This is a genomic window from Mycobacterium persicum (genome assembly GCF_002086915.1).
In the GTDB taxonomy this organism is placed as follows: Bacteria; Actinomycetota; Actinomycetes; order Mycobacteriales; family Mycobacteriaceae; genus Mycobacterium; species Mycobacterium persicum.
In genome coordinates this window covers 1579131-1591064 of record NZ_MWQA01000001.1, presented here as the reverse complement: position 1 = coordinate 1591064, position 11934 = coordinate 1579131, and the positions used below count along the sequence as shown (strand labels likewise).

General features: G+C 66.1%; 11 protein-coding genes. 9 read left to right on the top strand and 2 right to left on the bottom strand.

The genetic code is table 11. The features are described 5' to 3' along the window. The first annotated feature begins 871 nt into the window (after positions 1-871). The 3 genes from B4U45_RS07055 (at position 872) to B4U45_RS07045 (ending at position 4643) form a co-directional block, all read left to right on the top strand. A complete protein-coding gene (locus B4U45_RS07055) occupies positions 872-1612 on the top strand; it encodes a thioesterase II family protein (RefSeq protein ID WP_176216212.1) in 741 nt (246 codons plus the stop codon). Between the two features lie 129 nt (positions 1613-1741). Continuing rightward, entirely contained in the window at positions 1742-3163 is a 1422-nt protein-coding gene (locus B4U45_RS07050; RefSeq protein WP_075545589.1) for a wax ester/triacylglycerol synthase domain-containing protein, read from the top strand. Between the two features lie 127 nt (positions 3164-3290). Next, on the top strand, positions 3291-4643 hold the full coding sequence (locus B4U45_RS07045) for a cytochrome P450 (RefSeq protein WP_075545605.1): 1353 nt from the start codon (positions 3291-3293) through the stop codon (positions 4641-4643). A gap of 112 nt (positions 4644-4755) precedes the next feature. On the opposite strand, the gene B4U45_RS07040 is transcribed toward B4U45_RS07045, so the two are convergent. Further along, positions 4756-5085: a hypothetical protein gene (locus tag B4U45_RS07040; protein WP_131808251.1), complete on the bottom strand. Its 330-nt coding sequence runs from the start codon at positions 5083-5085 to the stop codon at positions 4756-4758. Between the two features lie 446 nt (positions 5086-5531). Between B4U45_RS07040 and B4U45_RS07035 the strand changes: the two genes are divergently transcribed. After that, entirely contained in the window at positions 5532-6815 is a 1284-nt protein-coding gene (locus B4U45_RS07035; protein WP_075545604.1) for an MFS transporter, read from the top strand. A gap of 3 nt (positions 6816-6818) precedes the next feature. Here B4U45_RS07035 and dapD read toward each other — a convergent pair whose 3' ends face one another. Then, on the bottom strand, positions 6819-7808 hold the full coding sequence (gene dapD, locus B4U45_RS07030; protein ID WP_116671208.1) for a 2,3,4,5-tetrahydropyridine-2,6-dicarboxylate N-succinyltransferase: 990 nt from the start codon (positions 7806-7808) through the stop codon (positions 6819-6821). Between the two features lie 55 nt (positions 7809-7863). On the opposite strand from dapD, the gene dapE reads away from it, so the two are divergent. The 5 genes from dapE (at position 7864) to B4U45_RS07005 (ending at position 11757) form a co-directional block, all read left to right on the top strand. Beyond that, entirely contained in the window at positions 7864-8928 is a 1065-nt protein-coding gene (dapE, locus tag B4U45_RS07025; RefSeq protein ID WP_075545586.1) for a succinyl-diaminopimelate desuccinylase, read from the top strand. Between the two features lie 355 nt (positions 8929-9283). Continuing rightward, positions 9284-9595 carry a PE family protein gene (locus tag B4U45_RS07020; protein ID WP_075545603.1) on the top strand — a complete coding sequence of 104 codons (312 nt, stop codon included), beginning with the start codon at positions 9284-9286 and terminating at the stop codon, positions 9593-9595. Then, positions 9595-11076: a PPE family protein gene (locus tag B4U45_RS07015; protein ID WP_075545585.1), complete on the top strand. Its 1482-nt coding sequence runs from the start codon at positions 9595-9597 to the stop codon at positions 11074-11076. The genes B4U45_RS07020 and B4U45_RS07015 overlap by 1 nt, the downstream gene beginning before the upstream one ends. A gap of 63 nt (positions 11077-11139) precedes the next feature. After that, positions 11140-11433 (top strand): type VII secretion system protein EsxG, encoded by a 294-nt coding sequence (esxG, locus tag B4U45_RS07010; protein ID WP_075545584.1) that lies wholly within the window; start codon positions 11140-11142, stop codon positions 11431-11433. A 33-nt stretch (positions 11434-11466) separates the two neighbouring features. Then, on the top strand, positions 11467-11757 hold the full coding sequence (locus B4U45_RS07005; RefSeq protein WP_075545583.1) for a WXG100 family type VII secretion target: 291 nt from the start codon (positions 11467-11469) through the stop codon (positions 11755-11757). Positions 11758-11934 lie beyond the last annotated feature (177 nt).

Sequence of the window (11934 nt, the reverse complement as noted above, 5' to 3'; positions counted from 1 at the left end):
TGCCCCGTCTCCGCGCGCGGCCAGCGATCGGTGCACGGCGGGTCTAGCGCCGCCGCACCCAATTGGGCCCCGTCCGGCCGAGCCATGGGCTCGTCCATACCCACGCCGGTACCGGCCAAACGCCGGGGCGCCAAGACGCATTGCCTTCGCCACCTCCCCCCAGGATCAACTCCACATGTTCAGCTTTGGCCGGCCGGCAGATCGGCTGGCGACGCAACATCGGCGAGCCGTCAAGGCGGCCGACGTGGCGAAATCAGCGAAAATCGCTGCGCAGTCTGCACATACGCAGACCGTTGCGACCTGCATACCCGCCGCCGCCAGAGGGTAAACACGCAGCTGAGAGGGCGCCGCGCAGTATTTGGACGACCCGATGAACGGTCGTTCACCGCCGCGACGGCCGGACGTGCGCACCATCGCGGCGCGCATCCTGGTCATGACTTTCGCCGACACCCGAGCCGACACCGGGCCGACGCTGAGATGGTCTGTCGCAGCCGATCATCAGAGCCCACTATTTCGTTACCCCCGTCATAGTTTTGACTGCGTCTGCGCAGGGAATCGCAGTGGATGTGTTCGAGGGGCTCGGCGGGCAGCACCTGGCGCGGACTGGGTCCGGGGCGGTGCTGTTGGTCGCACTGGCTGCCTTCAAAGGCGTCGAAGCCGATGACGCCGATGGCCCGCGACGAATCCAGCCCGGGCCGCCGCGGCGCTCGACCCCGCGCGTGACGGCGCCGTCGCGAGGCGAACGCGACGCCCGCAAACACACCAGAGCGCACCGACAACCAGGAGGACCCGGTCGAGAAGAGCCGGCCGCCACGAAGCGATGCCCCCACACGGCACCACTGACTCACTGACGATCGATGAAAGGACTGACATGTCAACCACATTCGCGCCCTGGATCAAGCGCGTGCCGGGGCCGGAACGACAACCTCACCGCGGCGCTATCGTGGTATTTCCGCACGCCGGAGCGGCGGCCGCCAGCTATCGGAAACTGGCAGCGGCCCTGGCCGCCGGTGGCGACACGTTCATCGTTCAGTACCCGCAGCGGGCCGAGCGGCTGAACCATCCGGCGCCCAGAGATATCCACGACCTGGCCCGCGGGCTGTTCCAGGCGGGACCCTGGCACCGCGCCGCGCCGCTGCGGCTATTCGGGCACAGCATGGGCGCGGTGGTCGCTTTCGAGTTCGCGCGGATCGCCGAACAGCGCGGCATCGCGGTGCGCAAGCTGTGGGTGTCGGCCGGCCCGGTGCCGTCCGCGGTCGCCGATTTGCCCGAGCTGCCGACCAGTGACACCGAACTGCTGGCCGATCTTGCCAACATGGGTGGTACCGACCCGCGGTTGTTGGCCGACGAGGAGTTCGCCGCGCTGCTGACCAATGCGGCGCGATGCGACTACGAGGCGCTCAACCGGTACGACTGCAGCAACGGCGTGCGCATTCGCGCCGATATCCACGTCATCGGCGGCCGCCATGACAACCGCGTCGATGCCGGGTCGCTGCACCGGTGGGCCAACCACACCGACGGCAAATTCACGTTGTCGTTTTTCGACGGCGGGCACTTCTATATCAACGAGCACACCAACACCGTCGCCAACCGCGTCGTGACCAATGTCTGATGCCGGGTTCGCCGGATCCCGGTGGCCATCGCCGGCAAGGAAGTCAGGCCGGCGCGCGGCGCCGGCATTGACCCGTTGACACGGGTGTTTGCCCGGCGACGCAACGTGCAATCGATCGGAGGCTGACTAGTGCCAGTCCAGATACGGCCGGCGCGCGCGCTGCAGACGCTGCGGAAAGGTAATGCACCCATCGGCGAAGTGCCGCCGGACAATCAGCTGTCGTCCATGGACCAAGCCATGTTTGCGCTACTGCGCGCCATGGATCGGGCCGCGGTCGTCCAGTGCGCGTGGGTATACGAACATCCCGTCAACGTCGAGGCACTCAAACGCTTCCACCACAACCTCGGCCATGGATTGCTGGGGCGGCGCATCGAGCGTTCACCACTGCCGTTCGCCCGCGATCGATGGGTCCGCGACCGGGGTCCGGCGGAGATGGACGTGGCCGAGCATCCGCGTCCGCGCGGTGAACTCAGCGACTGGATCGACGAGCGAGCCCAGAAACCGATCGATCCGGAGCGGGGGCCCGCCTGGCACCTAGGCGTCCTTCCGCTGATGGACGGCTCGACCGCGGTCAGTCTGGTGGCGTCGCACTGCTTGATCGACGGGCTGGGGATAGGCCTCGCGGTCGCCGAGGCGGCCATTGGCAAGACGCGCAACCTCGGCTATCCGCCGCCGCATTCCCGCACCCGGCTGCGGGCGCTGGCCCAGGACGCCCGCCAAACCGTGCGCGGCGCGCCCGAGGTTGGCCGGGCCCTTGCCGGCGCGGCGAGAGCGGCCCGTCGCCGCCGCCAAGAGCAGCCGCCCGCGTCGACACCGTCGCGGCCCGTCGCCGCCGGGAGCGGCTACGGCGACGAACGTGTCGTGGTGCCGGCTATCGCCATCCACGTCGATCTGGATCAGTGGGATGAGCGCGCCAACGCCCTAGGCGGGACCAGTCACCATCTGGCCGCCGGCTTGGCGGCCAAGCTCGGCGAGCGGATGGGGCGCCGGCGTGCCGGTGACGGCACGGTCACCCTGCAGGTGCCGCTCAGCGACCGCGCCGAAGACGACGCCCGGGCCAATACGCTGTCGTTTGTGAGCGTGAGTGTCGACCCGAGCCGGGTGACAACCGACTTGTCGCAGACCCGCGCGGCCATCAAGCGGGTGTTCAACACCTTGCGCGAAGCCCCGGAAGTGGCCTCGCCGATGCTTCCGCTTACCCCGCTGGTGCCCTACGTCCCGAAGCGGGCGCTCAAACGGCTGGCCGAAGCCGCGTTCGGCTACGACGACCTGCCCGTGGCGTGTTCGAGTCTCGGCGATCTGGCCGCCGTGGCGGCCTGCCCAGACGGAACCGAAGCCGAATACGCGTTCGGCGGTGGTGTGATCCAACGGGTCACGCGGGAGCATCTCGAGCGCCACGGCGAACTGTCGCTGGTGTTCGTGCGGATCAGCGGCAAGATGTGCATCACCGTCGTCGCCTACCAGGCCGATGAGGTTTGCTCGAAGGCCCAATTGCGAAAGCTGGCGGCACGCACCCTGGCCGAGTTCGACCTCAGCGGGGTGATCGAGTAACCGGGATCCGCTGTCGGCATAGCAAACTCATAAAGCTGTCAACTGTTTTAGACGTATTCCGCCGGGTATCCCTCGTTCATGACCTCAGAGCCTCCCGCCGCGCGGTCGCCCGTCTCGTATGGCCGACATGAGTGAACCGGTCGGGCCCGCCGGCCCGGCGATCACGACGGCCAAATTGCCGCCGGCGCCACCGCGGATAATCCCGAAGGGCTTGCAGGGCATGGCGTTCTTCGCGGCGCGGCGGTGGGCTACCGAGCAGCTCGCACGTCGCTACGGCGGTGCGTTTCGGCTCGATGTCCCGGTGTTCGGACGCCTGGTCGTCGTGGCCGACCCCAGGCTGGCCAAAAAGGTATTCACCAGCACGACAGACGAACTCGGCGCCATTCAGCCGAACTTGAGCAGGCTGTTGGGCCCGGGTTCGGTATTCGGGCTCGACGGCGACGAGCACCGCAGGCGCCGAAAGTTGCTGGCGCATCCCTTCCGCGCCAGCAACATGAGGAATTACGAGCGGATCGTCGAGCAGGAGACGCTGCGCGAAATCGCCGACTGGCCCGACGGCACCGCCTTCCCGACGCTGCCGGCGATGAAGCGCATCACCCTCAACGTGATCTTGCGCGCCGTGTTCGGCGCCGAAGGAGACGACTTCGACGAGCTGCGCCAAGTCATCGTGCCGTGGGCGAAGTGGGGTTCACGATTGTCGACGCTGCCCCTGCCGACCCGGACCTATGGTCGCTACACCCCGTGGGGCCGGCTGACGGAATGGCGGGGCAAGTACGACACGATCATCGACAGAATCATCGACAAGTCGCAATCGGGCGCCCAAGCGGGCTCGGAGTCGCAGGACCGTGGCGACATTCTCTCGCTGCTGCTGCGCAGCGCATACGACGACGGTTCACCCATGTCGCGAGAGGACGTCCGCGATGATCTGCTCACGCTTCTGGTCGCCGGCCACGAGACCACCGCAACCACCTTGGCCTGGGTGTTCGAGCGGCTGACCCGCCAGCCCGAGGTGTTGTCGGCGCTCGTCGAGGAGGCCGACACCGACGACAACGAGTTGCGCCATGCGGCGATTTACGAGGTCCAGCGCACCAGGTCGGTGATCGACTTCTCCGGTCGTCGGGTGCGGGCACCGTCGTTCGAGTTGGGGGAGTACGTCATTCCCGAGGGCTATTCCATCGTCGTCAGCATTTCACGGTGCCACGCCGATGCTGCCACGTTCCCCGATCCCGATCGCTTTGATCCGCAACGCTACATCGAGGGGAAACCGTCGCCGTTTGCCTGGGTTCCCTTCGGGGGCGGAACCCGGCGGTGTGCGGGGGCTGCGTTCGCCAAGATGGAAATGGACGTGGTGCTGCGAACCATCTTGCGCCACTTGATCATCGAAACCACCACGGCACCGCCGGAGAAGATTCGGGCGGGTGGACTCGGCTTCCTGCCGAAAGACGGCGGGCGGGTGGTCGTGCACCACATCAGGCGCTGAACGGTCGCCCGTGCGGCCCGCCCGGGCCGGTGTGGGCGACGGGTCGATCAATGGGGTTTGCCCCCGGCACACGGGGGGAGGGGGATGTGCCGGGGGCAAAGCAGCGGGTTGATCAGGGGACGAGTGCCCAGAACGGATGGGTGACCGACCAAACCGGGTGGGTCAAGTCATCGGTGTAGTGGTAGATCGGGTGGGTTGGCGGCGGCACCGGGTGCATCGGAGCCATGCCCGGGCGCATCGGACCCGACTCGGGGTTCATCGGCCCCCGGCCCGGGTGCAGCGGGCCCGCGACTGAGTTCATCGGAGCGCCGCCCGGATGCATCGGACCCGCGCCAGGCTGCCCCGGGGCGGCCGACGCTATTGCGGGTCCGGCGAACGTCCCCGCGAGCGAAAGGCCAAGGGCGCAGAGGACACCCGCCGACAAGGTGCGAATGGTTGACATGTCGAACTCCCTTCGGTTCGGTATGAGGCTGTTCGGCTCGAAAAGCCCGCGTTGTCGACGCTGAATGAACCGGGTCTGCTGGCAACCCGTTGCCGTGTCATCGAGCCCACCTCGGCGCCCGGCTGTCATACATGGTTGACAATTTGACGGTAGGCTCACGCGCTCGTATTGTCAACTATGGTTGCTTAATGTGATGATCGTCGCACAGCGAACGAGGCTCAGCCTGGGGCACAACGGGTTTCGTCAGGCGCGGTACCGATCCGCGCGCTTGTGACCATCGGCATGCTTCGGTATTGCTCAGCATGTTGGCAGTAAATTCACGGCGTTGGAACGGAATCCGGTCGACATGGTGGCTTATCGTCATCGCCGTGTATGGAACCGCGGAGACGGCCAGCAGCGCAGTGGCCAGCGTCGGGACAGGGGAGCCCCGCCAACTGGCAACGCCGATGGGAAGGGTGGCGCTGGCCTGCGTCGTCGGCTCGGCGGTCGAGTACTACGACTTCTACATCTATGGCACCGCGGCCGCGCTGGTGTTTCCCTCGGTGTTCTACCCCGGTCTCGGCCCTACGATGGCCACCGTCGCCTCGATGGGGACATTCGCCACGGCGTTTCTGTCGCGACCGCTCGGTGCGGCGGTTTTCGGACATTTCGGGGACCGGCTGGGCCGTAAGAAGACGCTGGTCGCGACGTTGCTGATCATGGCCGTGGCGACGGTCACCGTCGGCGTTGTTCCTGCGACGGCCACCATCGGGGTGCTGGCCCCACTGATCCTGATACTGCTGCGCCTGCTGCAAGGTTTCGCCGCCGGCGGTGAATGGGCCGGATCGGCGCTGTTGAGTGCCGAGTCGGCGCCCGCGCACAAACGCGGCTATTACGGGATGTTCACCGCGATCGGCGGCGGCATCGCACTGGTGCTCAGCGGCCTCACCTTCTTGGTCGTGAACTACACCGTCGGAGCAGACAGCTCCGCTTTCCTGCATTGGGGCTGGCGTATCCCGTTCGTGCTGAGCGCGGTGCTGGTCGTCATCGCCTTGTTTGTGCGCTTGAAGATCAGCGAGACCCCGGTCTTCGCCACCGAGATGGCCAGGACTGACGCTGGGAAAGCAACCGGTAGCCCCGCTCCGTTAGCGGAAGTCCTGCGCCGGCAGCGCCGTGAACTGGTCCTGGCCGCGGGCTGTGTGCTCGCGGTCTTCGGCGACCTGTATCTGGCCAGCACCTATCTTCCCTCTTACGCGCAAACCCGGCTGGGCTACTCCCGCGACTTCATCCTGCTGGTCGGGGTGCTGGGCGGGCTGACCTGCATCGTGTTCGTGTCGACGACGGCGGCGCTGTGCGACCGGTTCGGGCGCCGGCGCCTCATGCTGATCGGGTGGGCAGCGGGTCTCCCGTGGTCGCTGTTGGCGATGCCGCTGATCGATTCCGGCGATCGCACCTGGTTCGCGGTCGCCATCCTGGGCATATACGCCGTCGCGGCGGCTGGTTTCGGACCTGTCGTCGCACTGATCCCCGAACTGTTCGCCACCCGCTACCGCTACACCGGCACCGCCTTGTCGATCAACCTCGCCGGCATCGCCGGGGGGGCGGCGCCGCCGTTGGTCGCCGGCACCCTGGTGGCCGTCTACGGCAGCTGGGCGGTCGGCGTGATGATGGCCGCCCTGGTGGCGGTCAGCCTGCTTTCCACCTATCTGCTTCCGGAAACGACAGGCATCGCGTTCGGCTCGCCTATTTGAGGGTTAGTTGGCGTGTAGATCCTCGTTGAGTGTGATGCCTTCTCGGTCGCGGGCCACCACCTCGACGGCCCCGGTCACCGAATTGCGGCGGAACATCAGGTTGCTGTGGCCGGAAAGTTCGCGCGCCTTGACCGCGGCGCCGTCCGCCAAGGTGACCTTGGTGCCGGCGGTGAGGTAGAGACCGGCCTCGACGACGCAGTCGTCGCCCAAGGAGATGCCCAGCCCGGCGTTGGCGCCGAGCAGGCAGCGTCGGCCGATCGAAATGACCTCAGTGCCACCGCCGGACAGGGTCCCCATGATCGACGCCCCGCCGCCGATGTCGGAGCCGTCGCCCACTACCACGCCCGCCGAGATGCGGCCCTCGACCATTGAGGCGCCCAGGGTTCCGGCGTTGTAGTTGACGAAGCCCTCGTGCATCACGGTGGTGCCCGGCGCCAGGTGGGCGCCCAGCCGCACCCGGTCGGCGTCGGCGATGCGCACCCCGGTGGGCAGGACGTAGTCGACCATCCTCGGGAACTTGTCGACGCCGTAGACCGTGACCGGTCCGTGGCGGCGCAGCCGCGCCCGCACCGCTTCGAAGCCCTCGATGGCGCATGGTCCGCGATTGGTCCACACCACATTGGTCAACACGCCGAACAAGCCGCCGGCGTTCAGCCCGTGCGGCGCCACCAATCGGTGCGACAGCAGATGGAGTCGAAGGTAGGCGTCGTAAGCGTCGGCGGCGACCTTGTCCAGCGAGCCGATGACGGTGCGGACCGCGACGACTTCGGTGCCGCGGTCGTCGTCGCGGCCGACCAGCGCGACCAGCTCGGGGGGAATGTCGGACAGCGCCAGCCGGGAGGTTCCGCTGCTATCCGATTCCGTCAGCTCCGGTGCGGGGAACCAGGTGTCGAGGACCGATCCGTCGGCGGCGAGGGTCGCCAGGCCGATGCCTGCTGCTCCAGTCACGCCTCGACACGCTACTTGCTGGCGCGAGCAGACACCGAATCGCATCCCGGGCACGTGGGGAGTGCGATTGTGTGTCTGCTCGGCGCTCTAGGCTGGGAGCGTGCTGGATTTGCGCGGGGATCCAATCGCATTGACCGCGGCCCTGGTCGATATCCCCAGCGAGTCTCGCGACGAGGCCCGCATCGCCGACGAGGTGGAGGCCGCGCTGCGGGCCCAGACAACCGGCTTCGAGATCATTCGCAACGGCAACGCCGTACTGGCGCGCACCAGCCGCGACCGGCCGTCACGGGTGCTGTTGGCCGGACACCTCGACACCGTGCCGCCTGCCGGCAACCTGCCCAGCCGGCTCGAGAATGGCGACCTGTATGGTTGCGGCGCCGCAGACATGAAGTCCGGCGACGCGGTTTTCCTCCATGTGGCCGCCACGGTGGCCGATCCGGTGCACGACCTGACACTGGTGTTCTACGACTGCGAGGAAATCGAGGCTGCGGCAAACGGTTTGGGCCGCATCGAAAGCGAGCTGCGGGACTGGTTGTCGGCCGACGTGGCGATCCTCGGCGAGCCGACCGCCGGCTATATCGAGGCCGGCTGCCAGGGCACGCTGCGCGTCGTGATCAGCGCTACCGGAACCCGCGCCCATTCGGCGCGTCCCTGGTTGGGCGACAACGCAATTCACAAACTGGGCGCGGTCCTGGACCGGCTGGCGCGATACCAGGCCCGCAGTGTCGACATCGACGGTTGCATCTACCGCGAGGGATTGTCGGCGGTGCGCGTCGACGGTGGCGTGGCCGGCAACGTGATTCCCGATCGCGCGTCGGTCACGGTGAACTACCGCTTCGCGCCTGACCGGTCGGTGGCCGCGGCCCTGCAACATGTCCACGAGGTGTTCGACGGGCTCGGGGTGCAGATCGAGCAGGCCGACGCTGCGCCGGGTGCCCTACCCGGGCTGTCGGAGCCGGCCGCTAACGCACTGGTCGAAGCCGCCGGTGGGCAGGTCCGGGCGAAGTATGGGTGGACCGATGTGTCGCGCTTTGCGGCGCTGGGCATCCCCGCGGTCAACTACGGTCCCGGTGATCCCAACCTGGCGCACCGGCGCGACGAGCGGGTTCCGGCCGCCCAGATCACGGTGGCCGTCGACATGTTGCGGCGCTACCTGAGCGGCTAGCCGCCGGCTCGATCCCCGGCACGTCCGGCGGCGGGCGATCTCGGGTTAGTGAACCGAGGTTATTAACTGCCCGCCGTCAACGGTCCGAATGGTGCACTGTGCCCACTGCTCGAGTCATCCGCATGGGCGTTTCGCACAACCCGGTGTCGCCGTCGTCCACCAGCCTGAGCGCTCTGCCACAAGCTGGGGGGTGGATCGGGACGGTTTAGCTCTGTCAATCTCGCGTGCAGCTGGTGAACAATTCTTCAGGCGCGGGGCTTGTGCACTCAGTCCTTCAAAAGCGTTTTGCCCCAACGTTTGTGAGCATGCGCGCTCTGGTGCTCAGCGGATTCGTCGATTACTTGAGGAGTTGCGGTTGATGTTGCGAGTGGTTCCTGAGGGTTTAACGGCGGCAAGTGCAGCGGTGGACGCGCTGACGGCTCGGCTGGCTGCTGCGCAGGCTGCCGCGATACCCGCGATCACGGCGGTGGTACCGCCGGCGGCGGACCCGGTGTCGCTGGGGACCGCGGCCGGGTTCAGCGCGGTGGGCGGCGAGCATGTTGCGGTCGCCGCCGAGGGAGTTGAAGAGCTTGGCCGTTCGGGGGTCAGTGTTGCTGAGTCTGGTGTTAGTTACGCGGTTGGTGATGCTGCCGCGGCGGCATCTTACGTCGTTTCGAGTGGTCTGTGATGACGGCTCCGGTCTGGATGGCTTCGCCGCCGGAGGTGCATTCGGCATTGCTGGCCAGCGGGCCGGGGCCGGGCCCATTGTTGGCGGCCGCGACCGCATGGAACTCGCTGGATGCCGAATATAGTTCGGTCGCAGCCGATCTGGCTGCTGAGTTGGCTGCTGTGCAGGCCGGGGCGTGGCAGGGGCCCAGCGCCGAGAGCTATGTGGCTGCACATTTCCCTTATCTGGCGTGGCTGACCCAGGCCAGCGTCGCCAGCCAGAAATCTGCGGCCCAACTCGAACTCGCGGCGGCCGGGTACGTCAGCGCGGTGGCGGCGATGCCGACGTTGGCCGAGTTGCAGGCCAACCACATCCTTCACGGAGTGTTGGTCGCAACCAACTTCTTCGGAATCAACACCATCCCGATCGCCCTTAATGACGCCGACTATGTGCGCATGTGGATCCAGGCTGCCGCGGCAATGGGAACCTATGCGACAGTTTCGGGCGCCGCCCTGGCCGCAGTACCCCACACCGCGCCGCCGCCAGTGGTGGTCAAGGACCCCGGAATCGGACACCTCGGCGATATACCTCCGATTCCTCCGCCGGAACCGCCGTGGTGGCTGGAAATCCTAGCCTGGCTGCAAAAGTTCGCGACCCTGTTAGAAGAAGTGCTGACGACGTTCGTCAACGAATTGTGGATGTGGGTGCAAGAGGCGCTGCTGGTGGCAGCGGAAATACTCGAAACTTTCCTCAGCGAACTCTGGATGTGGGTGCAAGAGGCCCTGCTCGTGTTCCAGGAGATCTTGACGGCGTTTTTTCAGGGGCTGGCAAGCATTCTGGAAGTGGTGGGTGAGGTGCTCTACGTTGGGGCCTTGTTGCTGGGAGAATTCCTTGCTACGGTTCTGGGGGTATTGGCCGAGGCCATTGTGGTGGCGGCACAAGCGATAGCGGAAGCTATCATCACGCTATTGGCCCTCTATCCGGAAATTATTGCGGTCGCCCTGATCGCCGCGGGAATTGTTATTCCGCTCGGTGCCGGCGGTGCAGTGCTGGCAGGAGTTGGCGCCGCTATCGCGGTACCGCTCGCGACCGGCTTGGGAATCGGGATCCCTGCGTATGTCAATTCCATCGATCGGCTGAGCGATGACACTTCCGAGACCGTCGATGGCCCGGCTGCGCCGGATTACGGCGAAATCGTGCCAGCTGACAAGACCGAGGTGTTTACACCCAATAAGGGTGAGTTCGTGACGCCCGCCGATGGGCAGGGGGTTACCCTCAACAACGGTGAGCTTTTCACGCCCAACAAGGGTGAGCCGTTCCCGCCCGACCTCGGGATTTCGGATAGCGGAGCTGGACCGATGGGGTTCGCCGGCACCGCTCCCGCGTCGGCGGCTCCTCGTGCGTCAGGGTTGGCCACCATGGGTGGTGAATTCGGTGATAGCGCCGGGATGCCAATGGTGCCGGCGACCTGGGACATGAATTTAGCAGTGGCGGCGGCGTGAGGATCTGTCTCGGCCCGGCGATCTAATGGCGAAGTATGCAGGAACCGAATCGAAAGGAAATGTATGAGTTTGTTGGACGCCCATATTCCGCAGTTGGTATCGTCGCAGTCGGCATTTGCGGCGAAGGCGGGTTTGATGCGGCACACGATTAGCCAAGCTGAGCAGTCGGCGATGTCGGCACAGGCATTTCACCAGGGTGAATCCGCGCTGGCATTTCAAGGCGCTCATGCCCGCTATATGGAGGCGGCCAGTAGGGTCAATACGTTGCTCGATATTGCACAGGCTAATTTGAGCGACGCCGCGGGCACATATGTCGCCGCCGATGCGGCTGCCGCATCGACGTACACCGGTGCCTGAGTCGACCACTAGTAGCTTGAGAAGGGATTTGTGATGTCACAAATTTTGTACAATTACCCGGCGATGATGGCTCATGCCGGTGATATGTCGGGATATGCGGGAACGCTGCAGAGTATGGGTGCTGATATCGCCGGCGAGCAGGCCGCGCTGTCGAATGCCTGGCAGGGTGATACCGGCGTGACCTACCAGGCGTGGCAGGCGCGGTGGAACCAGGCTCTGGAGGATCTGGTGCGCTCGTATCAGTCCATGGCAAGTACCCACGAATCCAACACGATGGCGATGATGGCCCGGGACCAGGCTGAAGCCGCAAAATGGGGCGGCTAACTCGGCGCCCCTTCCATCGGTGGCGTTCGCCCGTCGCGGGTTGGTCGGTCGGCCGAAGTGGTGCCGAAGTCGGCGCTTACCGCCTGGTTTCACGAAATTGCGGACTGTACCCCAGTTCTCACCACGCGAGCCGTTAGTCACCCGCTGGCGCGGTGCGCCAGCGGGTGACTAACTGGA